Origin of the sequence: Methanosarcina sp. MSH10X1, assembly GCF_004099695.1 — an archaeon.
GTDB lineage: Archaea > Halobacteriota > Methanosarcinia > Methanosarcinales > Methanosarcinaceae > Methanosarcina.
The window spans coordinates 1-26,509 of record NZ_SCHL01000031.1; the positions used below are offsets into that span (position 1 = coordinate 1).

Below are 26,509 nucleotides of genomic sequence, written 5' to 3' on the forward strand. Positions count from 1 at the left end.
GCCATTCTCACCTATCACTCTTATCTATTACTAAACGTTTTTTTAATTTCTTTTCCGATACTGATTTTCTAAAACTGATTTCTTAAAGTTTTTTCTCTCTTCTCTTAGCTCTTTTCAGCGGAACAGGTCTATGCTCCCGAAGCGAAACTCTTGTGCGTGAGCCTTCGGAAACTTAAGACGCTTCCATCCTCACCCTATACCTATCTTAAATTCTGTTCCAATACTTTTTTGATCTTTTTTAAAACTGATTTTTGATATTAATTTTTGTATTTTTTCATATGTCAGCAATCAGCCGTCTTGGGAACTGAAAAAAAGAATTCTTTTACCCATGATTCAGCTCTCCTGAGCGAAGCAAAGAGGACACAGTCTTCCCGAGACGGGAATCGGGTAGTATAAAGAATTCTTTTTTTCAAAAGGGCAGCGCAATACAAAAATCAAATCTGTCAAAAAAGACACGTAATGCTGCAATTACATCGCAACTCGCGGAAAATTTAAGTCTCTCTGTAATCCCTGATCTGAATTCGAGTTTCAGAATCGTAGCTCTATCGGGAGAGGACCTGGGTATTAATTAAAAAATATTGAAAAGATGCTGGTTAAAAAAATTATTGAAAAAAAAGAATTCAGGCAGAAGAAAGTGCCACAATGGCTTCTGCCAGATCTCCGTTTGAACTCTGCAAGGCTTTCCGGGCTTCATTTTCAGAAACACCGGTCTGCTCCATTACGAGTTTTATATCTTCAGCGGGAATCTCCAGTTCTTTCGGGACTTCTTTTGCGTCACCTACAATCTGGTATGTTTCCGAGCCCTGGACTGTCATTATACTGACATTTGCATTTTCTATAATTATATTAGAGTCCGCAGTCTTTATGACTACTTCCTGAACATCCTTGAGCTCTTTAACATCAATTCCCATCTGTTTCATCATCTGCTTCATCTTAGCCGGGTTCATTCCCCGGCCTCCCACGCCTCCCATTCCTGGGAACATTATTTGCTTCTCCTTTATTTTCGTTTATTTTTTCAGGTTCGGGTTAAATACCTTCAGCGCGATTTTACTTTTCTTAATGGCATCCGCCGCAGGTGCCGCATCCGCCGCCAGCTGAGGGGTTGCGGATAAGGAATCCCTTCCCGTTTTCATCCTCAATAAAGTCAATGCTGCCCTCAGAGAAGCTCTTCTCAATCTCTTTTGCCATAACGAGTTTTATCCCGTTACTTTCCATAGTCACGTCATCTTCCTTCTGTTCGTCGTCAAAAGCTAATCCGTACTGAATTCCGCTGCAGGCGACCCCGGCAACAAAAATTCTGAGAGCAAGTTCAGGTTTCCCTTCCTGTTCAATCAGTGTTTTCAATTCTGCAGCAGCTTTTTCTGTTACTTCTATCATTTACGCACCTCTTTTTTAATTTTCATACTTATAAAATATTTATATGTTTATTTCCTATAAGATGCCATCCGTTACAGCTTACAGATAATTTCCAAACGTTATATACTCTTGCATCGGGCGCATATAACGTTTATTGTAAAATTGCGCTTTTTCCCCTGAAGATAATTTTCACAGGAATCTGGTGGGAGGGCAGGATGTGGACTCTTTTTCAAGGAATCCCGCTATTCTGCCGATATATAAAAATATATTTTATATTTTATATATTTTTCTTCCAATGTTTTTTCAGACTTCCAATTCATAGAAATTCGGCATCTTCATCTACAGGCTCCTCAAGAACCTTTGCATTATAAGCATTAATCTCAAGAGAATTGCGTTTACCCTTTACTTCCCAGACAGGAATATACACAAGCTCCAGATCAAGCTGTATTTCTTCAGACCTTGGGCTGATACTTCTGTGTTCATATATAACAGCCTGTCCTTCAGTATTGTTAAAACGTATCTCGCGTGTATTCTCCTCTATAATTAAACCCAGAAGGATTTTTTCTGCCTGTTTTTTATCCACGTTCGGCCTTTTTAACTCATACTGTACGGCAGGAATCCTTGTAGGCGCAGCAAGCCCTTCAACTTCCATCTCTTCCTTTGATTTGTTTAGAGCATTAAGAAAGCCCTTTCCCTTTCCTGCAATACTCAGGACTTTTGACCTGAAGCGTTTTTCCGCTTCAACGCTATATCGGTATCTCCAGAAAGGCACAAATTTTAAAATCGCGTCCCTGGGATTGTTTACATAGGGTTTTGCAATAGTAATCGCCTGGTTTTTAGAAATCCTTGGTTCTACAGATTGTATATTCAGCAGTTCATAAGACTCCATTGCCGGAACCTTTGCCTGCTCAGGCTTTCTTGTATTTTCTCTTTCTTTAAGGCTCCTTATCAGGGACCGGTTTCCAAAAGTCTCTTTTTCGACTTCAACCTGCTTGTTCTGAAGTGGTAGAAGTTCTCCATTAGAGCCAGGCTTCTGCCTGAACTCTTCTTTTAGGTTCCAGTTTTCTACAGGTAATTCAAAAGCTGGTTGCCTGTAAGGGTTTCGTGTTCCATTTGAGGGTGGAATTTCCGGTTCGGAATACGAAATCTTTTTCTTTTGCTCCAGATTTAAAAGAATAGCTCTTCCAATTTGAAGAGCCAGTTCATCCCTATCCCATATATAGATCCCAAGTTCAGCTGCATAATCAATTATTTCTTCAGACCCTTTCCGGGTCATTACATAAATTCCAGTATATTCCCCTATCTTTTCGGAAAAGGCTTTTATTTCCTCGCAATCTGGCTGCAGGGCACACCTGACATAAGCCTGATGCCCGTTTTTCTCCGCAAGAATGTCACACTGGCTGGATATCGTAACATTATATCCGGAGGATTTGAAGATATCAACAAGGATTTCTAAAAGATCTTGCATCATGATTCTCACTTTCTTATATCCTGCACAGCTAAAATAGTTTATGTTTACACCTGAAGTATAATATTTGGCATTTTCTACTATAAGCTGGCTCTTCTTCCTTTTTTACGCTTTTTAAACATTTTTTCCCAAAGGTACAAATATTTAAGAAACTAAATCCTAAACAGATAGGTATGAGTGGAATCAGGTTTGGAGCGGATTCCTTTTCCATATATGAAGAAGGAATAAAAAAAGAGTGGATTGTAGGAAACGGACTCGGGGGATATGCCTCATCCACAGTGATAGGGGCAGGAACAAGGACTTACCACGGGCTGCTCGTGGCAGCTCCAGAAAACTCTCCGGGGCGGTTTGTATTGCTTTCTTCCCTTGACGAGGAAATTTCGACTAACGAGGAAATTTATCGGCTCGCAACTCATAAGTATCCGGCTACTGTTTTTCCTTCAGGTTTCAATTATCTTTCCAAATTCATTCTTGCTCCTTTTCCTCTGTGGGTTTACCAACCAGATGCCTTCACCGTGAAGAAAAAAGTCTTTATGGTTCATAATAGCAACACGACATGCGTGCTCTATGACATCAGATCAAGACGAGAAGGGGCTCTTCTAAGGATTTTTCCACTGGTAAATTCAAGAGACTTCCATTATACTGTGCGCTCAGGGGATATTTCCTTCTCCCAGAAAGCCTATCCTGCAGGAGTAAAACTGGAAAGTTCTAATGGCTTTGTTTTCTCGCTCTCGTCAAATCTTCAGTATCATTCCGATCCTAAATGGTACTATAATTTTGAATACGATGCTGAAAAACAAAGGGGGCTTAACTTTCAGGAAGATAATTTCAATCCCGGCTACTTCGAAGGCAGACTCAAACCCGGAACCTCCCATTTTTTTATTGCCGCTTCGACAGAGGATATTTCTTCTTTTACGCTCGAAAGGGTTGAGGAACTGTACACAGGGGAGATCTACCGGCAAAATCTCCTTGCCTTTAATTCAAGGCTTACCGAACCTTTTGCTCTCAAGCTTCTCAGGGCAACCGATTCTTTTATAGTGAAAACTCCTTCTTCAGGTGAAAATACGGTTATTGCAGGATATCACTGGTTTTCCGACTGGGGGCGGGATACCATGATCTCCATACCTGGCCTGCTTTTAATTCCCCGCCGCTTCGAAGAGGCTAGATCAATTCTCAAAAACTTTTCCAGGCATTGTAAGAGAGGGCTTATACCCAATGCCTTCTTCGCCCTCGGTGGAGAGCCGGTTTACAATACTGTGGACGCTTCTCTCTGGTTTATTCACATCCTTGGCCGATATTTCGCATATACGAAAGACTTCCTTTTCCTCTCGGATGTCTGGGATACCGTGGATAGTATAATAGACAATTACCGTAAAGGTACGGACTTTGGAATCGGTATGGACTCAGATTATCTTATCCGGCAGGGACCTCAGCTAACCTGGATGGATGCTAAAATCGGGGAACGGGCAGTGACTCCAAGAGCAGGTAAAGCCTGTGAAATCAATGCTCTCTGGTATAACGCCCTGAAAACTGCTTCCAATCTCGGTACTTTACTGGGGAAAAATGTTTCTTCATATCAAACTCTTGCAGCCGGCGTAGCTTCAAACTTTGAGAATGCTTTCTGGAACCCGAAGACTAATTGCCTCTTTGACCTTATATCTCAGGACGAGGCAGGAAACGAAGTTAAAGATCCTGCAATCCGCCCCAATCAAATCTTTGCAGTGGCTCTACCCTATACTGTTCTTTCCCATGAAAAAGAAAAAGCCATAGTGGACAGGGTTGAAAAAGATCTCCTTATCCCCTTTGGGCTAAGAACCCTCTCGACTGATCATCCTTTGTATAAAGGGCATTATGAGGGAGATGCAGAAACCAGAGATATAGCCTATCACAATGGGACTGCCTGGGCCTGGCTCCTTGGGGCTTACGTGAGAGCTTACCGAAAGGTCCATAACCATTCAAAAGAAAGCCTTGAAGATATGCGGGCTCTCCTGCAGGGTTTTGATATGCACCTTGAAACCGCAGGCTTAGGTACTATATCTGAAGTTTTTGAAGGGGACTATCCTTATTCCCCGGGTGGCTGCATCTCTCAGGCCTGGAGCGTTGCAGAAATTTTAAGGGCGTATGTAGAGGACGTACTGGGAATCAAACCCTGAGAAGGGCAGGTTTACTTCCGTTTCTCTCCAGGGACTCTTAAAGTCCCATGCCCTCTCTTTTTTATACTAGTTTTACAATCTATCCCCCATGATTGATTTCGATGCCCTGAAATCCGAAAATGGTCTGATCCTTGCCGTCGTCCAGGACCAGTCCAGCAGGGAGGTGCTGATGTGCGCCTATATGAACCGGGAAGCCCTTGAGAAGACTTTAGAGACCGGAATCGCACATTTCTGGAGCCGTAGCCGGCAGCAGTTGTGGAAAAAAGGAGAGACCTCAGGGCACAAGCAGAAAGTAAAGGAAATCAGGATGGACTGTGATATGGATTCTCTCCTCCTGCTGGTGGAACAGATTGGGGGAGCCTGCCATATGGGATATAAATCCTGCTTTTACCGAAATCTTGAAGGAGAAGTTGTGGGAGAAAAGGTTTTCGAGCCGGAAGATGTATATTAATTAAATTTATCAGATCTGTCACGTTTCTAAAACTAAGAGGATCTTATCTCTAAGGTATTTAACTTCTATTTTTCCTTTCTTTTATCCTCGTTCGTTTGTTGCCCATATTCTTCGCGGTTTCTTTTCTCTACTTTCCTCTATTCTTCTTTATTCATATTCATTATTTTCCAGTTTATCAGGTTCTCAGCATTTTCAAAACTTTATTTTCCTTCAACACAGCTCTCTGGCTTTTTTCTTTTAAAAGAAATTATTAGAAGTTTTATTATATACTTTCCGGCTCTATATCCCCTTATATGGCTGATGACAAACGGATATGGAGGATCGTTCCGGATACAAGTGTAATTATTGACGGGAGGCTTTCGGCTCGCATTAGAGACGGGGATTTTAGGGGTGCCGAGATTATAATTCCCGAAGCTGTGGTGTCGGAACTTGAAGCCCAGGCAAATAAGGGCAGGGAAATTGGGTTTAAAGGGCTTGAGGAGCTTCTGGAACTCCGAAAGCTGGCAGAAAGGGATGAAATCCTTATTCAGTTCAGCGGGGTTCAGCCCACGCTTGAGGAGATTAAACTCTCTAAAGAAGGCAGGGTGGATGCTCTTATCCGAAGTACAGCTATTGAGGTCGGAGGGCTGTTTGTAAGCGCAGACAGGGTACAGTCTCTTATAGCTAAAGCAAAAGGGCTTAATGTTGAGTACATGTATCCCAAAGTTCTGGACCCATCCGAACTTCCGCCTCTTAAAGTAGAGCATTTTTTCACGGACGATACGATGTCCGTACATCTCAAAAACGGGGTCTCCCCTATGGCTAAGAAAGGACCAATTGGGGATATACGTTATGTAAGTATTCGTGATGAACCTGCGAGCTCTTCGGAACTTTCCAGTATCTCGAGAGAACTTATTGAAAGAGCAAGGCTGGATCCCGAATCTTTTATCGAGATGTCCTCAAGTGGAGCCACTGTCCTGCAAATCCGGAATATGCGAATTGCAATTGCACACCCTCCTTTTTCCGATGATATGGAAATTACGGTTGTCAGGCCAACTGTAGTTGTGGATCTTGAGCAATATAGGCTAAGCGATAAACTCAAAGAACGGATTTTGAGCCAGCGAGGAATTCTTATTGCGGGCCCTCCCGGTGCCGGAAAGTCTACTTTTGCCGCAGGGGTTGCCAGATATCTCAACGACCGCGGGCAGGTAGTCAAAACCATGGAATCCCCAAGAGACCTTCAGGTGCCTCCTGAAATTACCCAGTATTCTCCTCTGAATGGCAAAATGGAAAATACTGCAGATCTCTTGCTTCTGGTCAGGCCGGATTATACCATATATGATGAAGTCCGGAAGACCGGTGATTTTCTGATCTTCGCAGATATGAGGCTTGCAGGCGTTGGAATGATTGGGGTAGTACACGCAACAAGGGCAGTGGATGCAGTTCAGCGCCTGATCGGAAGGGTTGAGCTGGGTGTAATCCCGCAGGTAGTGGATACAGTTATTTTTATTGATAAGGGAGAAGTTGCAAAAGTTCTGGTGCTTGAGTTTACTGTTAAAGTTCCTCATGGGATGACCGAGCAGGATCTTGCAAGACCGGTAATTATTATTGCAGATTTTGAGACCCGAAAAGTTGAATATGAGATCTATACCTATGGCGAACAGGTTGTTGTCATGCCAATAGGACCCTCTTCCGAGCTCAGGAAGCCTGCCTGGAGGCTTGCGGAAGAGGAGATCAGGAATGTTATTGGCAGGTACGCATCCGGTCCTGTTGAGGTGGAAGTTACCTCGGACGACAGTGCAATCGTAAAGGTCCGGGAAGATGAGGTGAGAAAAGTCATCGGCAAAGGCGGAAACGTTATTGATCGAATCGAAAATATACTTGGGATACACGTTGATGTAAGAGAACTGGAAGCCGAAGCTCCGAAAGCTGCAAGAGGTCGGAAGTACGGACCTGAAGGCCGGGCTCCCCGGGAGAAGCGAAAAGCGTCCACCTTTGAAGAGGTGCCTGCAGTCTCCTCGGTCCATCCCTTCATAGAAAGAGATAAAAAGCATTTTATTCTTGGGGCGCCGGAACTTGCAGGAAAGGATGTAGAGATTTACATCGGGGGCGAGTACCTCTTCAGTGCAACAGTAAGCCGTCACGGAGAAGTAAAATTGAGGGCAAGCTCGGACATTGCTTCCGATATTCTGGAAGCGCAGGACAGGGGAGAACCGATTGAGATAAGGCTGATCTGATCTCCTCCACTTTTCTCTCCAGGCTATTTTTCCTCTTCCTTTTTTTAAATTCTTTCTTTTTCCTTTTCATTTTTTCTTCCTTTTCATTTTTTCTTCCTTTTTATTTCTTTTTTCTTTTCATTTCTTTTTCTTCTACTGGTTTTATTTTTCTCAATTTTGTCACTATGTGTAACTCAAAAATTTTATATAGTGTTGAACCTGATTCTGTAATGAAAAATTAAAGGGGTATGGTCCGATTGAATAAATTACATCAGGCAGAACCGGAAATCAGGGAGGATTTCCAGGGGAGAATTGAGGTTTTTGACCAGAGCATTAGGAGTTTCGAAAAACGACTCCGGGCCGTCGAAAGGCGCCTTTCTATGGAAGCTCCTCCCGGAGTGCAGGCTGGAAGAATTTTTTCCGGAAATTTTTCTGGTCTTTTCCCTGAGAAAAATGAAGGAAGTATTGCCGCAGGCTCTGCAATTTTCCCACAGATACCCTCGGTTTCTCCTGAATCTTCTATTCACGGAAATTCTTTCCTTTCAGACCTGGTTCCTTCGGTTTCGGAGGGAAGTATCCCAAGTTTTGGGTTCGGTGCAGTGCTCCCTTCAAGCGAAGTTCCAAGCCCTTCCATGATTTCTGTGGATAACTCTTCCGAAGTTTCCGGAACTGGTTATAAGGTAAGGAGTATAAATGAAGTTTTCTCCAGCATCACCGAGGGTCTCCGTTCCCTTCAGGTTGCAATATCCGAACTTTCGAATTTTACCCATAATAATCTCGAGCCCGAGGTCGAAAAACTGAATACGGAATTCCTTACTCTCAAAGCTCAGGAAAATACAAAAAACGAATATATAAAGAAGCTTGAGTCACGTATCGAATTCCTCGAGAACCGGAACAGGTTCACCTTCGGTTCTATGAAAATTCCCTTTGAGATCTCAGGAATTGCCGGGTCCTCAGCTCTTTTCCTTACCGCAATCCTTATCTGGTCCGGGCGATGGGATATTATAAGGTCTCCTTATTTCTCTACCTCTCTTGCCGTGCTGATGGCAGGAGCCGTTTTTGTGAAATTTTACATGGCTAACCGAAAAGAGAAACCACTGACAGACAGGTTATGAGATAGAAAGGGAAAACTTTTTAGCAGGGCTTTTTTAGTCCCGAATTACTTTCAAAAAATAGTCGCTGTCAAAATCCCTGTACCCTTCTCTCATCACTTTTATCTTGACATATCCTTCAGCTTTTCCCGGAGGCAGTTCGGTATTAGAAACTCTCAATGTTACCTTACCTTCAGGATCGGTAACGCCTGAATACGCTTTTTTCCGATCAGGGCTCCAGGCAATCACATTTGCATCCCCTACCCCGCGGTTCTCGCTGTCAAACACTTTTACGAATAAGCTCAGATTTGTTTCCTGTTTGACCTCCCCGTCGGGTGAAGGCAAAGAAAATGCGCTTATATTCGTTGTCGCATACATGGGTTTCGGAGGAGTAGGAGCATCGCTGACGGCTGAAAGAATCGCGTAAAAGCCTATGAGACCAATTATTGTAAGCACGACAATCCTTATCGGAAGCCCCAGAGTTCCAGCTTCATCGCGTTTGAGTTTTTCACTCAGCATTTAAGACTCCTCCTTGCAGTTCTATTCTTTTCAGCTTTATCTCCGGAAAATATCCGGTTATCTGGTCTTGATGATCATAACGGCATCTTTTTTCTCGTAGTCATAAAAGCCGTCAGCAAGAATTTTAAGGTCCATTGTCCCCTCATTCTGGTTGGGATCAAGCCTGACTCTTGCACTATCCGCAGTTGTCAGGTAAGTGATTCCGCTGGCGTCCGTAGTATTTGAAGCAGCCCCGCCAAGCCCCCTCAGGATAACGTTTGCATTCCGTACCGGGTTTCCGTCATTGTCAGTTGCCTTTACCACTACCGTTATGGCAAAAGGAGCCTCTGCGGTTCTGGAATCCACTATTATTGAATTTCCTTTCTCAAGAGTACTACCTCTAAGCCCTGCATTTTCCACAAACACCGACATATCCTTTGTCGGGGTCGGCATGATCGAAATCAGCGTTGCAAGGGCAACCATCCCGACAACAAGCATTACAACGATATTAATCGGGAGTTCCATAGCGTTTTCATCACGTCTGAAAAATTTGAATTTCTGCATATTTTGTCCCCATTAAACTTTCTTAAGTTATTTGCACTAAACTGTATTAATTTTTTGCTAAAACGCCTTTACTATTTTAAGATAAATATAATTAAAAAAAGCATCTAAAACGTATATTGAAAAAGAGATAATTTACTACTGGCACTAATTATCAGATATCCTCTTTAGGTTGAGGAAACGGGTTCACAGAGAACACACCAAAACTGTAAGATGGTAACAGCTGCAGACATCAGGAAATAGCTAGAAGCCCTTGAGTGTGGACAAGGAGCTCAGGAAAAAAAGATCATTTTCATAGATGAAGGACCGACCAGGCTTTGACAAAGGCCCAGTGGGAGGCTGCCAAAGCCTGGGAGCAGGCTCACCTTTGGGGACAGGCTCATGTAATAGTCTTTAAAGAAGTTGGCTCAGATTAATGTTTTCATAACATATTCATATGTGAATAATAATGTTTTTGTGCCCGTTAGTGTAGGGTATGATGATCAAAAACAGTATCAGTAGCTAGATTTATTTTGGAGATAATAGATTATCTTAATTTCCACCATTTTTTTTGCTTTTTATAATTATCCTGCATTATATGTGTTGGGATCTTATAAACTGCGGAAAGATAAGTTATGTAATTATTGAGGGTAGTTTTATTTTCCAACCAATGATTGCCTTCTTGGTGATATTTGTCTATATCGCGTGTCTTATTTAGTAATTCTTTAGCTTCTTTTACTATTCGTATTGCTTCGTCTTCTTCTTTCTCTGTTAGTTTGTCATATTCAACACGTACTTTGTCACGAGAATATGCAAGTAATATATCGGATTTTGCATGTTTGCAATAAAGATACTTAACTAGTTTAATCCGTTGATTTATATAGTCTTCAGAATGTTCACTCTGTTTCATTCTCTCAACCCAGAGGTCAAAATTATCTGGGAGATGTAACGGCAGTTCTCCGTATTTAAAAAGATATTCATATGCCTCTTTACTTTCTAAGCAACCTTCATCTTTTATTCTCATGCTTTATTAGATACGTTATAACATTTTAAATATTTTTTCATATGTAATATAAGTCCTTATAGCTTCACCAGAACTTCTACCAGGGCTTTCTTTCTCCTGGTGCTTCAATGGCTTTTTGATTAATTAAGCTCTGAACCTGTAGCATGTAATTATTGTACATGGTCCTCAGTTCCTCTTCTCTCTGGCTGGCCTTCTTAATGTCTGCCTTCAAAGTAGGAATTGTGTTTTTGTAACTCTTCATATCTTGCTTGCAGGCGCGAGAACTCCGAGAAGTCCGGAGCTTTCCTTAAGTTCTCTTCTAGGTCTTTTATCTGCCTCTCAAACACTTCATTCCTGGCTTTTAATACGGGGATTTCCGGGGATATTTGGGGGAACCGCTCAAAACATAGTTTAATTTCAACCTTGCGAGCATGGTCCCTAGAGATACGGCAGAAAATTCGGTACTTTTCCATAGGACAACTGTATTTTGACCTTTATTGAAGCCTTTATCTGTCAAAATAAACAATATTGAGGCAATAACGCAGTTGTTTTCAGAAAACTACCGTATCCTATATGCCATGAAAAGAAGAATATTTGGATTATTTTATATTTTTTAATATTTTCATCATCGTTAATATATCTTCTATTGGGTCATCTTTTTTTAATTCATGTGGTATAACGACTAGCGAATATGCTGTTACTATTGTTAATAGACAGCATTGTAATAACGAAAAGAAATGAATTGTCATTGATAAGATATCCAATCCTGTTGTTGAATAAGTATTCACTATAATTGAACAATTTCCAAAATATGAAATGAAAATACTATGTATGAAATTTAATAAGTAAATTATAATCGAATTAAACATGGTATTTGCTATTGGGTGAGTGTATACAACAATTGCAAGGCCAAATGAAAGGGAAACAAAAGATGCAAGGAGATTTATTAAATTTGCGTTAGCTTTGTTTTTAATCGGATTCTTAATATTTGTGAGAAACGTGTAATAGGGTATAATAGTAATTAAGAATAAAAAAAATATCAATACTAAGTATTGTTGAGAATCTTGATTTTGGTTTGAAGCTAATAACAATCCAAATATTAAGATATATGTTTGAGCTAAACGTTCTTTTTTTTCAATTTCTTTCTCTTGGAATGTTACTTCGTTTTCCACGTTGCATAAACTTTTCCCAAATATATATAAATTTTTAGTTGTGATAAGCTACCGTTAGCCGCGATCATGGCTGCATAAGTAATGCTAGCTGAATTTCGAAGAGCTCATTCCAAAACCAATTTGCATCTATTCCTCCTCGGTTATGTTTTCCCGGTCTATCCAGTAGGGGTCCGTTGCCCTCTTATGGGCCTTATAATCTTCTAGCCATTTCCGGCGCCGCTGCCTTTTCTCCTCACTATTTCCGTTTAAATTCCTCTTGGGACTATTGATGCCACCAGCTTATTTATAATCAGCCTTATCAAAACTTAGAAGGAAAAACAGCTTATTGTATGACTCAATTCACTTTTGTGTTTTTAGATTGAAGAAGGAGTTATAATCGTTAACCATATTGTGAAATCGTCTCCAAAGAGCTTTAAATGTTTTAATTAGGGTAGGTTGAATAGCTACAATAAGAGAAAACGTGAAGTTAAGTGTATAAGAAAAGCTAAAAATTGTAAAAAATTGCCTGTCTGTCATTGACGGAGCATTTGAACTAATTCTTATGTCATTACGGAATTTTGTCATTCTTATAGTTTTAACTCTGCTATAACGACAATATTAATCGGGAGCTCCATAGCTTTTTCATCACGTCTGAAAAATTTGAATTTTTGCATATTTTGTTCCCATGAAACTTTCTTAAGTTATTCACGCTAAACTGTATTAATTTTTTGATAAATAATTTTGCTTTTCTAATGCATCGGGGCGCAGAGGATTATGAGTACTCTACTTGTTGCAGATTAGCCGACGATTTAATTTTCAAGGTATAAAATAATATTTCGTGATCCAAGTAGAACACTCAGATAACAAGCAGGAAAACAAAAATAATTAGAAACAAATTTATTATTAAAAAAGATAATAATTATTTTATTTTTGATCAAAAATAAAGATGGGTAAAGATCTTGTTGTTTTTAATTTGAGCTGTATTTCTCTTAAACTTTTATTTTAATATCTTTTTCTACAGTTATTTATTAAAAAACCGTTATATAATCATTTTTTGTAACTGTAACAATTCCAGTATTATTAGCTACCGTTAGACTCACCGTATACACGCCTGGATTTCTAAAGGTATGCAGTGCTGTTACTGCATGTTTAGAGTTCCAGTCACTTGAAGTGGACGGCTCAAACACCCAGAAATAGCTTGATGGATTACCCGTAGTCGAACTTGTAAACAAAACCTTAAGCGGAGCTGTACCAAATGTCACATTGGCATAGAAAGATGCTGACAACTTGTCAGCATCCGCAGTATCCACAGTAGACGATGCAAGTAAATTCGTAGGACTTCCAGAGAGTTCATAAATGTAAATATCCTCGCTTGATTTTCCTGTACCGTTATTATACAAGTCATCATATCCCCATATTACAGTATTGTCATATATATCTGGAGTAGTGCCTATATTATTCCCAGTCTCGAATATCATAGTGCTCTTAGCTGCAGAGATATTATATACGTATACACCTGCCTTTCCAAAACAGTCATCGGTTACTTTCGCATACACAACCGAGTTTCCAAATACTTCATTATGGAAACCTGTATCGCACCCGCAATCTGGATTGTTTGGATCGCCACTGTCGGCATTATTACTTGTAATCGCTGTCTCTTTTCCGGTAGCAATGTCATACAAGATGATAAAACCCAATCTAGTGTAGAAGTCAGAGCAAATGGTATTGTTTCCATAAATGTGCGGATTATCTGGATAGCCACCCGAGATTGCTTTCATGTCTGTTTGGGTAGTAATATTATATATATGGATTTCAGGGCTGTCTTGACCGTAATACATGTATGCTACCTTGTCACCGTATATATCAGGGTTGCATCCACTCGATATCTTTGTTTGCACGGAAGTAGAAACGTCGTAAAGATAAACGTTTGAATTGTATGTGCCATCATTAGAATTTGCGCTCCACACAATCTTGTCACTGTAAATGGCCGGCTTGCTGCTATCATCAACATTCTGCGTTATATACGATGTGGCACCCGTTGATTTATCATATATAGAAAGTATAAATGATCCACCAGTATCATCGAGCCATACTATTCTATTACCATAAATTGCAGGATATAATCCTGTCAGACTGATTTGAGTATCTGACGACATGTTCAAATCGTACAGGTGTATCCCATTATTTGACCATACTACATTTTTTTCATAAATTGCCGGATCCCTTCCCTCCCCTATTTTTATTGCTGTATTAGTTACAGGGATAGTATTGTTACCGCCGGTTGTTATATCTGTAGACGGAACCGTAATGAATCCGGAATTTGGTCTGGTTTCTACCTGATCTATTTTAAACCCATAAGCAGTTCCTTTTCCATTTGTTTGAAGTCTTACTTTTATAGTGTCTCCAGTAAACCACTCTGTCCAGAGATCCTTTCCATTATCTGCCCAATTGTATTCTACCAGTTCATTTCCATTTTTATCGTTAAGGGATAAATAATCATAATCTCTATCAAGATACCGTTCGGTAAAATGTAACCTCATTTGGGTTGCACCAGGTTGGGTTATAGCAGGCCATATATAGTCAAAATTATTAGCGTAAGGATGATATGAATCTGGCAAAAAAGATTGAGGAGCCATATCAGTTCTGATCTCTACCTGATCTATTTTAAACCCATAAGCAGTTCCTTTCCCATTTGTTTGAAGTCTTACTTTTATAGTGTCTCCAGTAAACCACCCTGTCCAGAGATCCTTTCCATTATCTGCCCAATTGTATTCTACCAGTTCATTTCCATTTTTATCGTTAAGGGATAAATAATCATAATCTCTATCAAGATACCGTTCGGTAAAATGTAACCTTATTTGGGTTGCACCAGGTTGACTTATTTCAGGCCATGTATAGTCAAAGTTATTTGCATAAGAATGGTCCGATTCTACTAAAATATTAGTTGAAGCTGTTGTAATCGTAACAAAGCCTGTTAGTAAACACATTTCTGCTACTACCAAAATTATCATTTTAATTGTTTTCCACATCTAACCACCCCTTTCTCCACTATATTATTTCTCTTCATCATGGCTGTAATGCGGCACTTTCTCCCCTTAGTTTCTTGCCCGCTTCCCCGCATCATATTATGTACTCTAAAATTTCTTTGTGTTTAACGGATTGATGTCTAATATTACTGCTATTACTGCTCTAGGTTCTTATTCTCCCTCTATATTCAGTTCTTAGTTTAGTTCTGAGTACAGTATTGAATAGGCCAAAAATTTCTTAAAGGCTCCAAAGGCAGAAATAATAAACAGCTTTCCGTATGGGAACTCATAAAGTAACATTCGCTATGCACCATCAGAGAGTCAAGTAAAAATACAACATCTAATAACTGAGAATAACAAAATTATTGACAGCATTAGAAAGTGAAGAAAAAATAATTTTTATTTATATTACCTATAATATTCTTCGGCATATAAATTGTTATTCTATTTAATAAATAATCATATGTGCCTTTCATTATACAAATTCGTTTAAATATATTTAGCACAAGAATAAATCACCTTTGACTAGTCTTTTATTATCAATTTACTCATGCCGAAAAGCTTGTTTTTCTACTGCATCGGGATCGTGGAGGTAATGAATGTTCCACCCGTACAGTTTGTCCAATACTTCATTTTCATGCTGGAAAGTAGCGAAAACAAAGAAAAAGATGAAAAAAGCCTCACTCCATGAAAATATTCTTAAACATAATGAAGATAAACATAATGAAGATTAAGATAGTTCATAAAAATATGGGCATTAATTCAATTAAATAGCTATGAAGTAAGTAAAAGCACACAAAAAAATCAAAAAATATGAATACTTACTCTAAGCTTTCGGGTTAAAATAAAAAATAATTAAATTTATTTACTCACTATCATTTATATTCAACATCTTCTTCATCCTTGCAAGTTCTGCCAGATCTTCCTCGGTCAAAGGGGCCGCCTGCCTGAATATAGAGCCCTCTGCAACTGCAATAAACCTGCGCCTTGGGTCCGCCGGGTGCAGATCTATGCCTTCCTCATCCGGTTCTGCCAGCCTGGGCCAGATTTCGTCCATGTATGCGTATTGCTCTTCTATGGTCTTGAACTTGGACGGGTCAAAGTGTCGCCGCCGTTCTTTCATTTCCTCTTCACTTAAAACCGTTTAAACTCCTCCTGGTAGTATTGACGCTCTCTGTTCATTTATAATCAGACTTATCAAAAGTCAGAATCAAAGTGGCTTATTCTACGCCTTACAATTATATTTTAAGGTTGAATAATGGTCTAAGATGCCCATTTTTTGCCTTGTATTAATTTCTACAGCGCAGTTTCCTGATATTTCCTGCAAAAACTATATATTTATATAGCTCTTTTGTACATACTCTTTTTACTGTTGTAGAATAACCTTAACAATAGAAACAAGGGGAAACAGTTTTTTGACTCAGGAATGCTCTGATGACTCAGGCGAATCGGACCGTGACCGTAGTTTCTTGTGTTTTTTTGGACTGCATAAATGGAAGCGAAAAAGTGGGGCATTGTGCTTTTTGCCAACAGTGCTCGAAAAACGCTATGAATGCATGCGTTGTGGCAAATACAAGGTGATGTTTGAAAGGGAAAACAGCTCTTATAGCCTTCCTGCTGGCAGGTCTTAACCGTTAAGAATTTACAGGCCCTTTATTTTTTCGTCTTATTTTTCTTTTATTTTTACATCTATTTTATATTTCTTTTAATTATTTTCCAGCTGCCCTTCAGTTATTCTACTGATGCCCTTTCCTCAACTCGTAAAGTTAATCTATCTTAACTTTGTTTGTTAGGGCTATGAAAAGAATTGTGATTCTGGATTACGGGCTTGGAAACCTCCGCAGTGTTCAAAAAGGGCTCGAGTACGTCGGATCCAGTCCCGCAATCTCCAGGGATCCTGAGGAGATTCTTGCCGCAGACGGTTTAATCCTCCCGGGCGTCGGCGCTTTTGTGGATGCAATGAAGCACCTTGCCCCCGTAAAAGGGATTATAGAAGAGTACGCACGGTCAGGCAAGCCAATGCTCGGGATCTGCCTCGGACAGCAGGTTCTCATGACTTCTTCTGAGGAAGGAAAACTGACCGATGGCCTTGACCTTATTTCTGGGAGGGTGCTGCGCTTTCCGAAATCCGAATTAAAGGTACCTCACATTGGCTGGAACAACCTTAGCATCAAGCAGGATCACCCTTTGTTTGAAGGAATTCCTGACAATTCTTTCGTATATTTTGTGCATTCCTATTATGTGGACACAACGGCTGAAAACACACTTGCAGCCTGCAATTACGGGCTGGATTTCTCGGCGTCTGTCGTGAACTCGAAAGGCAACGTAATGGGTACCCAGTTCCACCCTGAGAAAAGCGGAACTATCGGGTTAAAGATTCTGAAAAACTTCGTCGAAATGTGCTAAAAGGGTCTATCTAAAAAATTAGCCTCTCATGCCCGAAGTATATTTCTCATTTTGCCGGAAAACCGGATCCCGATTCTCAGGATCATTTAACTCTTATTCCTGAGCACTTTACACTAAATTATCTGGAATCAACAGGCTACCTGAAATCAATAGACTGATACTAGAATGCCAAACGATCCTGCCCTGCACACCTTTTAGGGCAGAAAAATCTGCAAGAGATGGTTACCATGGATATAGAAGGTTATGCAAAACGGGCTCTCAGGGAGAACCCTTCAGACGAAGCAGGGCTTGAGGCAAAGCTGGCTTCAAGGATTCTTGAAATCAAGCATATAAGCCCGGAGAGGGCTCATGAGATCGCAGCAGCGGTCGTTTGTGAGGCAAAGGCAACACTTGATGTGGAAGGTGATGTATTAAGCCCCACTCTCTCAGGTGTTTCAATGGGAGAATTCGGGGTAGGCTCCAGGGGCACGGGGGATTTTTACGTCCACTCCATGCTTGCAGAGGTTATAGGTAAGACAGGTGCAGTTGTGGATAGTTCTCAGCTTGATGACTCCGGAGTTGTCAAAATAGGCGAAGACTACCTGGTAGTCACGATTGATGGTATTCATTCTCGCCTCAGTGATTTTCCTTTCCTTTCAGGTTTTCATGTAGCTCGCGCAGCTCTACGTGATGTGTATTCTATGGGAGCCCGACCCCTCGCAATGCTTTCCGATATTCACGTAGCCGACGACGGGGATGTCGCAAAGATATTCGATCACATCGCAGGCATAACTACAGTCTCGGAACTTACCGGAATACCCCTTATTACGGGGAGCACGCTTCGAATAGGCGGGGACATGGTTATAGGTGAACGCATGACAGGCGGTGTTGGGGCTGTAGGTATAACCTCTTCGCTTACCTCGCGGAACAGGACAGAAGCAGGAGATCTCATTCTCATGACCGAAGGAGCGGGAGGGGGTACGGTTTCTACAACTGCGCTTTATTATGGAATGCATGAGGTTGTGGAAGAAACCATTAATATCCGTTTCCTGGAAGCCTGTGAAGCCCTGTTGAACTCCGGGCTGCATGAAAAAGTCCATTCCATGACTGACGTTACCAACGGTGGAATCCGGGGCGATGCCAAGGAAATCTCAAAAACCGCAGGCGTAAAACTGGTTTTTGAAGAAGAAAAACTTAGGGGCCTTGTGAACCCAAAGGTGCTTTCAATGCTTGAGAGCCTGAAAATCGACTACCTGGGTGTCTCTCTTGATGCGCTGCTTATAATTGTCCCGCCTGCACATGTTAATGATATCCTCGATACTGTCAGGGCTGCAGGTATTGAGATTGATGTTATAGGACATATTGAGGAAGGAGACGGGGCTGAAATTTACTTAAATGGTGAACGCAGGGACTTCGTACCGAGATTCAGGGAATCTGCCTACACCCCTGTGAAAAAAGTCCATGGCGAAGAGAATCCCCGGGATTTTGAAGAAATGAGGGCAGCAATTGATAAGGCTGCGCTTGAAGCTATTGAAAAGAAACAAAAAGTCCTCAAAAAAATAAGAAATAAATAAAGCCTTTTAAAAAGAGCTTTAGTGAAAGCCTTTTCAAAAAAGGCTTTAGCGAAAACTTCGTGGATCATACTTGTGCAGGAGTTAAACAAAAGCCTTTTCAAAAAAGGCTTTAGCGAAAACTTCGTGGATCATACTTGTGCAGGAGTTAAACAAAAGCCTTTCAAAAAAGGCTTTAACGAAAACTTCGTGGATCATACTTGTGCAGGAGTTAAACAAAAGCCTTTTCAAAAAAGGCTTTAACGAAAACTTCGTGGATCATACTTGTGCAGGAGTTAAACAAAAGCCTTTTCAAAAAAGGCTTTAACGAAAACTTCGTGGATCATACTTGTGCAGGAGTTAAACAAAAGCCTTTTCAAAAAAGGCTTTAACGAAAACTTCGTGGATCATACTTGTGCAGGAGTTAAACAAAAGCCTTTTCAAAAAAGGCTTTAGTGACAATTGCTTAGGAAATAAACGAATCGGAGAAGGGGGAGTTATTATACTTTCCTTTTTACCAAGAGCACTTCTCTTGCTTTTCCGATGATTTCGACTTCTGTCTCTGTTTCGATCTCTTCTTTTGAGCTAGCTTTCCAGTATTCGCCTTTATATCGGATATATCCTGTTTTTCCAGGCGCTAGCGGGTCTATGGTCTGTGCGGTCTCCCCTATGAATTCTCCTATTACCGGCTTTTTCTTTCTTATCTCGGTTACTTTGTAGACTGCAAAAACCAGAAATAGCCCGAAAACAATCGTAGGGGCAACAATCGTAAAGGCAAGGAGTCTACGGAACTCCGGAGTGTAAATGTTTTCGCCTCCCATGGGCACGAGAAGCAGGCTCCCTATTATGAGGCTGATGAGTCCGGCAAGCCCCAGAACCCCGAATCCGGGGGAGTTTATCTCGAGAATGAGCAGCCCTACGCCTACAAGGATAAGGAAGACTGCTGCTATATTGATATTAAAGCCTGTGCCTATCAACCCGAGCACGATTGAAATAATCCCCAAAACCTCTGCTCCGGCTCCCGGGCTGGAGATTCCGAAAATTATTCCATAGAGTCCTATAGTCAGAAGAAGGGAGGAAATAATAGGGTTTGAAATGAGCCCTAAGAAGGAAAGAGGAAGGGGAGGTTCGTAAATCTCCACTTCTGCATTTTCGGTTTGCAGGTTTTTTCCTTTTACCTGCTGCCCGTCAGTCTGTGCCAGCAGGTCCGGGATGGAAATGGCAACATATTCTATTACATTTGCATCCAGGGCTTCCTGTGCGTCAAGGTTTTTGTTTTTTGTTATGACCTCTTCGGCAAAGGTCTCGTTTCTCCCATGCTTGCTGGCTGTTGCAACCGAAAACTTGACAAGGGCATTTATTATTTTTTCGTCTTCTACGGGTTTTGTCCCTTCTGCTGACATCTGAACAGGCTGCGCCGACCCTATAACTGTAAAAGGTGCCATTGCAGCAATATCCGTCCCCATAAGGATGAGCGTGCCGGCAGACCAGGCTTTCCCGCTCTCGGGCACATACCCTATAACAGGTAAGCTTGTATTTTCAATTGCCCTTATGATTACCTGGGTCTCATCCAATCCTCCTCCCGGGGTATTCAGGCTGATTATCAGAGCTTCGAAATTTTCGTTTTCAGCTTTTTCTATTGCACCTGCTACAATATCATCTGAAGCCGGGGTTACAGCCTCGGATATTTCAAGCATGAGCACTTTCTCTTGGGGCCCTGCCTCCGCAGAAGGTGTGAGGGCAGTTGTGAAAACGAAGCACAGAAGAAAGATAAGGAGGAAATGGGAAACCCTTGCTACAGGCATGTTTATCGGTCCTTTCTTTCTTGCCCATTTCCTTCGATTCTTTGTTTCACTGTCATTTTTTCTTTCACCGATTTGCTTTTATTACTTCTTTCTTTCATTAATAGCCTGAGATAAAGCAGCTATATTTCCAGCCTCAACAGTCTGGGCCTGTGTAACTATTATGAGATTCTTTTCCCTGGCAATCTCGGCTAAAGTTTGTAACTCCCTTAATTTGATTGCTGCAGGCATTCCCGCATAGAGGGCAGCAGCGTCTTTCATTTTCTGGCCAGCCTGGAATTCTCCGTCTGCAAGGATAATACGGGCGCGTTTCTCCCTTTCGGCTTCAGCCTGTTTGGCAATCGCTCGTTTCATCGTTTCAGGCAGTGAAACGTCCCTGATTGTAACTCCTGTAACTTTGATTCCCCACGGATCGGTATATGCATCCAGAAGCTCCTGAATTTGCCTGTTGATACTTTCTCTTTCCGAAAGCAACTCATCAAGCTCCATCTGCCCCATTACGTCTCTCAGGGTAGTCTGTGAAAGAGTAGAGGTTGCAAACATGTAATTTTCGACCTGAGTTATAGCTGCTCCAGGCTCCACGACCTTATAATAAACGACGGCATCCACTTCAACCGTCACATTGTCCTTGGTGATCACGGCCTGTTTGGGGACATCGATTGCAACAACTCTCAGATCCATCTTCGTAGCTCTATCAATAATCGGGACAATCAAAAAAATTCCTGGGCCCTTTATGCCGCTGAGGCGGCCCAGCCTGAAAATAACTACTCTCTCATATTCGTTAACCATTTTTATGGATTGTGAGATTATTAATATTAAAACTATTAATACAGGAAGATATAACGGGCTGGCAAATTGACTGGCAAAGATACTCATAATTTCTATGACCTCTTATTCCGTTAATGTTTAAATTAGATTTAATAATAACTAAGTATTCTTTGTTAGGAAAGTAAATATAAAGTTTCTATAGAGTAAGCATTCATAGTTCAAAAATTTTGTACTATGTGTTCTCTAAATATCTGAAAAACTATATTCTTACTTACTGTTACTCTCTACCCCATGATTCTCCATAAAACTTTGGTTTTTCAGATTTTTGGGCGATACCTGAGAATAAATAAATATTAGACATGCAGATGCCTGATTGTTATGAAAATATAATGAGACTCAGAAACTCATTCTGATAAATAGTTGTCTCTGAAAATACTTATATCTGAAACATAGAGAATACAGAACAGGGAAAAAGTGAGTTAGCAGGGAAAGAAAGAATCACATGATATTGATTTCCGGCCTGATTGGCCTCATAGTTAAGTCAGTGTGTTTCAAAGTTGACAGATGAACAATAAAGCCGTAAGGTTCAGGGATTGTTCTGAACTGCAAACCGCGGAGTAAGAAAACGCAGGTTCGGAAGAACCATTGGTGTTGATATTAATGAGTAAGGAATGTCCAGACTGCCACGGGCGTGGCTATAAAATTGTTTCAACCGACGTCTGCCCTCAATGTAAGGGCAGAGGTAAATCCAAATCAATTGATTTTATGAAAATGTCAGAGAAAAATCTTGACAATTTTTTGAAAAATGGCACAGCATGCGCGAAATGTAAGGGTACTGGAAGTATAGAAGTGACCACCCCCTGTGAGACCTGTGAGGGACTCGGGAACATATATACCTGCAAGGTTTGTGGAGAGCGTATCAAGAACCCAAATGATCCCGAGGAAGAAGTATGCGATTCCTGTGCCCGTTCTCAGTTTGTTTACGCCCTTGATGAATCCTGTGATCTCAAGGATGTAGAGGCAGGAAAACATTACCACGGGATAGTAAGCAGTAAAGCCTCTTTCGGGGTCTTTGTGGATCTTAACCCTCATGTAAGGGGGCTTATGCACTCCAGCAATGTCGGAATTCCTCCTGAAGTCGGCGAAGCCGTAATCGTGCTGGTAAAAAGCATCAAAGCCGGAGGGAAGCTGGACCTGGTTCCCAAAACCCTCAAAAAGTACGAAACTATCGAGCTTGAAAAGGAACTCCCACTTAAGAACTCAGCTCAAATCGATACCAGTATGAAGGGCAGGCTTATCAGAATCGAAGGAGAGGTTATTCAGGTAAAGCAAACCAGCGGGCCTACTATTTTTACCATTAGCGATGAGGGGGGCTTTGTACCCTGTGCAGCCTTTGAGAGTGCAGGGAAAAGATCCTATCCGCATATCGATACGGGAATGATTGTTTCCCTCACTGGAGAAGTAACCCTGCGAGATGACCAGGTCCAGATCGAGGTCATGAGTATGAAATTGCTGACCGGGGAAAAGGAGGCAATTGTCAGGAGCAGGGTTGAGAAGGTTATTGACGAAAAAGCGGCTCCTGCGGATATTCCTTTCCTTGTCGAAAGCGAGATTATGGAGAAGCTTAAACCCAGGATGCTCCATGTTGCTAAAGAAATAAAAAAAGCTATCTTCCATTCAACTCCTATCATTTTAAGGCATCATGCCGATGCTGACGGTATCACCTCGGCGATTGCAATTGAGAGGGCAATCCTTCCTCTTATTACGGAAATCGGGGGAGCAGATGCGGAATACTATTTCTACAAGCGTGCTCCTTCCAAAGCTCCTTTTTATGAGCTTGCCGATGTCACGAGGGATATTTCTTTTGCACTTGAAGACCTTTCGAGGCACGGGCAGAAGATGCCGCTTGTGATCCTTGTAGATAACGGATCAACCGAAGAAGATGTTCCTTCCATGCGGCAGGCCAGAGTCTATGGAATTAACATGCTTGTTATTGACCATCACCATCCTGACGAGATTGTTGACCAGTATCTTATAGGGCACGTAAATCCCGCGCATGTAGGAGGAGATTTCGGGGTAACTGCCGGAATGCTCTGTGCTGAAGTTGCCCGTATGATCAACCCCAGCATCAGTGATACTATAAGTCATCTTCCCGCAGTCTCGGCAGTAGGAGACCGATCAGAAGCTCCGGAAGCCGGAAGGTACATCTCTCTTGCCTCGGACCGTTATACCCTTGAAGAGCTGAAAGAAATGGCTCTGGCTCTGGACTATGAACAGTTCTGGCTGAAATTCAGCAGTGGAAAAGGTATTATCGATGATATTCTGGATCTCGGGGACCATGAAACTCATAAAAAACTGGTTTCCCTGCTTTGCGAACAGGCAAATGGCATGATAAAAGAACAGCTCGAAACCTGCCTCTTCAATGTAAAATCCCATAAACTGGCTAATGGGGCTATCATGAATGTGATAGATGTTGAAAACTATGCACAGAAATTTACCTTCCCGCCACCCGGAAAAACCTCTGGAGAAGTTCACGACGTGCTTACTAAAAGGAACCCGGATAAACCCGTAGTTACTCTCGGATACGGCCCTGATTTTGCGGTCATCCGTTCTAAAGGTGTGCTTATGAATATTCCGAAGATAGTCAGGGAGCTAAGGGAAGAAATGAAAGGTGCAGGTGTCAGCGGTGGAGGTCATCTTGTCGTGGGCAGCATCAAATTCGTGGAAGGAATGAGGACTGAGGTGTTATCAAAGCTTGCCGAGAAGATAGGAGCCGCAGAGGTCCAGCATTAAAGGGCTTTTATAAGCCTCTCTTTTCTTCCCTCTCTCTTACTCCATACGGAAAATTCTAATCCTAAAATCTCCTTTTCTTAAAATCTTTATTAATAAAAAATTTCCTTGGAGATTAAGAGAGTATAGAGACAACCTAATTAATCAAAAAACCTGGTTAGTTGTAGATTCTAAAAAACTGCCAGTTTTGGGAAACCTTTCCTGGGGAAAGGCTTCCATGCAAAACGGGTTACTAAAAATTATCTTTACTCTACCTTTCAGTCAACACGCACGATCCTTACAAGCGACTGGATCGGGACGTTAGCGATCATATCGGCACCTTTTTTGTCTACAAGAACTACTACAACCCTCGGTTTTGCGCCCATTTCCCTGAGCTGCTCGATAACTTCCATAGTCGTAGAGCCTGTGGTAATGACATCGTCAACAATTACGCAGTTTTTACCGGTAACGCTTCCGAAGTTCCTGCTTATTGTACCTCTCTGGCCTGGCTGGACTATGTCCTGTCCTTTACGGGAATGATAGAGGGCAAAGTCAGCTCCCAGTTCATGTGCCATCATGCTTGCCAGGGGAATGCCGCTGGCGGCAACACCCACAACCACATCGACTTCAGCATTTGTTTTTTCCAGAGTCTCAAGCACCATGTCACAGAGCGCAAGCGAGATGTAATGGAGCCGGATAGCACTTTTTCCTATACTGCTCCAGTTTACGGAAATATCCTTCGGAGCGGGGGCTGCTACTTCCTTTTTTGAACGGGTTAAAAGCCAGGTGACGGTTTCTCTTGAAACATTGAGTTCATCGGCAATCTGGCCGGTTACAAGCCCGTTGCTTTGCAGTTCCACAGCTTTCTGGATTAAATCTTCTATATTCTTCATTCCTCCATTCCCACCTGAAATTTTATCTGGCCGTATTTTTCGGCATGTTTTACAACTTATTCACAACGCTACCTGGAATACTGCCTGGAAAACTATATTCAAATGTGCATTCTCTCAATTAAAGACACTATTACATTATCAAGCATTATATCTTTTCCTTCAACTTAAGGATGGCTCTTTTCTTTTCTACTTTTTTTCCTTTTTTTCTTGAGAGGAGAGCCGCAGATAGGGCAGACATCACCCCTGTCAAAAGTTTTTTTGCAGCCTATACACTGCTTTTGCCAGATAATAATATCCCTGATCTTTTTCTGGGCAATGGGCTTAACCTGAATCCCAAGCTGCACGGCAACGTTCTGGACTGCATAATCATCCGTGAGCAATATGCCATTGTCCCTGTACTCAAGGGCTTTTGCAAGGATTTCAAGGTCTGTTTTTGAGAGTTCCTCGGAGTCTCGGGTAAGCTCAGCCATTTTCCGAACTTCTTTTACCATTTCGGGCTCTGGCCACTCAACACGTAACCCCCCTTCTTTTGCCAGGTCAAAACGAAGCTCGGAATCCCTGCTTTTCAATTCTTCAGCAACCGAAGAGACAGTAATCATCAGCGAACTGTCCAGGTCACAGTTCCCCATTATAAATACTGCTGAATCTGCTATGTAAAAGGTCATTTTTCTTCTCTTTTCTCTTTTAGTATATAATTGATTCCCGCCTGAGTTCCGCCCCGGGAGTCCTCTGCCCTTCCCGAATTGCGTCTTGGGATTGCAGAAAATCTTCAGTTTTCTGGGAGTTGCAATATAATCGCAACAGTTCGCTGCCCTTTTCGTATCGCTCAAGAGGGCTAATTTATGGCTAAAAAATTAAGTTGTAACTGGAGAACTGGTTCGCGGGTAATATAAGCTTTTTTTACTGGACTGGAAGGGGAATTTATAGGCAAGCTCTGTTGTCTTTCGCCCGTCAATGAATATTTTATGAGATTTTTGTGAGATAAAATTTCTTCTGTGCATCAGGTCTCTTGCACTGGTAAAGAAAAACTGGTGAAATTAAAGCCAGAGAACAGCGCAATAAGAAAACTACAGAATAATGAACCAGTGAGGCAGTTTCTTGGATTTTGAGTATTGGGGTCTATCAGTTATTTTTAAGAAGCTGAAAGGCTCGTACCCTTTCGATGGGTTTCTTTTGCGGAAACGCCTTGAAAGGGTTTGAGCGTGAATAATTTTTATTTGAGGGAATGAAATGCTTTCAAGCTTACTTGGGACAGATTGCTTTGAGACCTGAGGAGACGTCTGCCAGAAGTTCGATTGGGATTCCCATAATCATTTCTTCGTCTGAGATCTTTGTGTATGTCCTGCTGCCGCTGCAGCCGACTGTAACTCCGATTTTGCCTTCTTTGTAGACCCTTACAACCCCATCCGA

22 protein-coding genes are annotated in these 26,509 nt (G+C 41.5%); 7 read left to right on the top strand and 15 right to left on the bottom strand.

What is annotated here, in order from left to right; genetic code table 11:
• Positions 1–620 precede the first annotated feature (620 nt).
• The 3 genes from EQO05_RS14620 to EQO05_RS14630 all read right to left on the bottom strand — a co-directional run bounded on the left by EQO05_RS14620 (position 621) and on the right by EQO05_RS14630 (position 2,827).
• A complete protein-coding gene (locus tag EQO05_RS14620; protein ID WP_128507760.1) occupies positions 621–983 on the bottom strand; it encodes a nascent polypeptide-associated complex protein in 363 nt (120 codons plus the stop codon).
• Between the two features lie 73 nt (positions 984–1,056).
• Positions 1,057–1,377, bottom strand: coding sequence for an iron-sulfur cluster assembly accessory protein (locus EQO05_RS14625; RefSeq protein WP_128507762.1), 321 nt, complete (start codon positions 1,375–1,377; stop codon positions 1,057–1,059).
• A 295-nt stretch (positions 1,378–1,672) separates the two neighbouring features.
• A complete protein-coding gene (locus EQO05_RS14630) occupies positions 1,673–2,827 on the bottom strand; it encodes a hypothetical protein (protein ID WP_128507799.1) in 1,155 nt (384 codons plus the stop codon).
• A gap of 170 nt (positions 2,828–2,997) precedes the next feature.
• Between EQO05_RS14630 and EQO05_RS14635 the strand changes: the two genes are divergently transcribed.
• From EQO05_RS14635 to EQO05_RS14650, 4 genes are all read left to right on the top strand, one after another.
• The gene (locus EQO05_RS14635; RefSeq protein WP_128507764.1) at positions 2,998–4,977 is read left to right on the top strand and encodes an amylo-alpha-1,6-glucosidase; all 1,980 of its coding nucleotides are present in this window, start codon (positions 2,998–3,000) and stop codon (positions 4,975–4,977) included.
• Between the two features lie 88 nt (positions 4,978–5,065).
• On the top strand, positions 5,066–5,428 hold the full coding sequence (gene hisI, locus EQO05_RS14640; protein WP_128507766.1) for a phosphoribosyl-AMP cyclohydrolase: 363 nt from the start codon (positions 5,066–5,068) through the stop codon (positions 5,426–5,428).
• A gap of 293 nt (positions 5,429–5,721) precedes the next feature.
• Positions 5,722–7,644 (top strand): PINc/VapC family ATPase, encoded by a 1,923-nt coding sequence (locus EQO05_RS14645; RefSeq protein WP_128507767.1) that lies wholly within the window; start codon positions 5,722–5,724, stop codon positions 7,642–7,644.
• A 227-nt stretch (positions 7,645–7,871) separates the two neighbouring features.
• Positions 7,872–8,738 (top strand): hypothetical protein, encoded by an 867-nt coding sequence (locus EQO05_RS14650; RefSeq protein WP_240664765.1) that lies wholly within the window; start codon positions 7,872–7,874, stop codon positions 8,736–8,738.
• A 33-nt stretch (positions 8,739–8,771) separates the two neighbouring features.
• Here EQO05_RS14650 and EQO05_RS14655 read toward each other — a convergent pair whose 3' ends face one another.
• The 7 genes from EQO05_RS14655 to EQO05_RS14680 all read right to left on the bottom strand — a co-directional run bounded on the left by EQO05_RS14655 (position 8,772) and on the right by EQO05_RS14680 (position 16,055).
• Positions 8,772–9,233, bottom strand: coding sequence for a carboxypeptidase regulatory-like domain-containing protein (locus EQO05_RS14655; protein ID WP_128507771.1), 462 nt, complete (start codon positions 9,231–9,233; stop codon positions 8,772–8,774).
• A 57-nt stretch (positions 9,234–9,290) separates the two neighbouring features.
• On the bottom strand, positions 9,291–9,776 hold the full coding sequence (locus EQO05_RS14660) for an Ig-like domain-containing protein (RefSeq protein ID WP_128507772.1): 486 nt from the start codon (positions 9,774–9,776) through the stop codon (positions 9,291–9,293).
• 523 nt (positions 9,777–10,299) lie between these two features.
• Positions 10,300–10,776, bottom strand: coding sequence for a hypothetical protein (locus EQO05_RS14665; RefSeq protein ID WP_128507774.1), 477 nt, complete (start codon positions 10,774–10,776; stop codon positions 10,300–10,302).
• 76 nt (positions 10,777–10,852) lie between these two features.
• Complete coding sequence (locus EQO05_RS15700) at positions 10,853–11,017, bottom strand: hypothetical protein (protein WP_164888583.1); 165 nt, start codon at positions 11,015–11,017, stop codon at positions 10,853–10,855.
• 337 nt (positions 11,018–11,354) lie between these two features.
• Positions 11,355–11,927 carry a hypothetical protein gene (locus tag EQO05_RS14670; protein ID WP_128507775.1) on the bottom strand — a complete coding sequence of 191 codons (573 nt, stop codon included), beginning with the start codon at positions 11,925–11,927 and terminating at the stop codon, positions 11,355–11,357.
• Positions 11,928–12,934: 1,007 nt separating this feature from the next.
• Positions 12,935–14,935 (bottom strand): PKD domain-containing protein, encoded by a 2,001-nt coding sequence (locus tag EQO05_RS14675; RefSeq protein ID WP_128507777.1) that lies wholly within the window; start codon positions 14,933–14,935, stop codon positions 12,935–12,937.
• An 862-nt stretch (positions 14,936–15,797) separates the two neighbouring features.
• Positions 15,798–16,055: a hypothetical protein gene (locus EQO05_RS14680; RefSeq protein WP_128507779.1), complete on the bottom strand. Its 258-nt coding sequence runs from the start codon at positions 16,053–16,055 to the stop codon at positions 15,798–15,800.
• A gap of 674 nt (positions 16,056–16,729) precedes the next feature.
• Here EQO05_RS14680 and hisH point away from each other — a divergent pair.
• Positions 16,730–17,338, top strand: coding sequence for an imidazole glycerol phosphate synthase subunit HisH (hisH, locus tag EQO05_RS14690; RefSeq protein WP_128507783.1), 609 nt, complete (start codon positions 16,730–16,732; stop codon positions 17,336–17,338).
• Positions 17,339–17,565: 227 nt separating this feature from the next.
• Positions 17,566–18,891 (top strand): AIR synthase-related protein, encoded by a 1,326-nt coding sequence (locus EQO05_RS14695; RefSeq protein WP_164888584.1) that lies wholly within the window; start codon positions 17,566–17,568, stop codon positions 18,889–18,891.
• A gap of 476 nt (positions 18,892–19,367) precedes the next feature.
• On the opposite strand, the gene EQO05_RS14705 is transcribed toward EQO05_RS14695, so the two are convergent.
• Together EQO05_RS14705 and EQO05_RS14710 are read right to left on the bottom strand one after the other, a co-directional pair.
• Complete coding sequence (locus tag EQO05_RS14705; protein ID WP_128507789.1) at positions 19,368–20,672, bottom strand: nodulation protein NfeD; 1,305 nt, start codon at positions 20,670–20,672, stop codon at positions 19,368–19,370.
• Between the two features lie 81 nt (positions 20,673–20,753).
• Entirely contained in the window at positions 20,754–21,545 is a 792-nt protein-coding gene (locus EQO05_RS14710) for a slipin family protein (protein WP_128507791.1), read from the bottom strand.
• A gap of 552 nt (positions 21,546–22,097) precedes the next feature.
• Between EQO05_RS14710 and EQO05_RS14715 the strand changes: the two genes are divergently transcribed.
• Positions 22,098–24,230, top strand: a complete 2,133-nt coding sequence (locus EQO05_RS14715; protein WP_128507793.1) for a DHH family phosphoesterase — start codon at positions 22,098–22,100, stop codon at positions 24,228–24,230.
• Positions 24,231–24,484: 254 nt separating this feature from the next.
• Here EQO05_RS14715 and EQO05_RS14720 read toward each other — a convergent pair whose 3' ends face one another.
• From EQO05_RS14720 to EQO05_RS14730, 3 genes are all read right to left on the bottom strand, one after another.
• A complete protein-coding gene (locus EQO05_RS14720) occupies positions 24,485–25,099 on the bottom strand; it encodes an orotate phosphoribosyltransferase-like protein (RefSeq protein WP_128507795.1) in 615 nt (204 codons plus the stop codon).
• 164 nt (positions 25,100–25,263) lie between these two features.
• Positions 25,264–25,764, bottom strand: a complete 501-nt coding sequence (locus EQO05_RS14725) for an NOB1 family endonuclease (protein WP_128507797.1) — start codon at positions 25,762–25,764, stop codon at positions 25,264–25,266.
• Positions 25,765–26,341: 577 nt separating this feature from the next.
• Positions 26,342–26,509: DUF169 domain-containing protein (locus tag EQO05_RS14730; RefSeq protein ID WP_205793777.1), on the bottom strand; the 168-nt coding region annotated here is incomplete at its 5' end.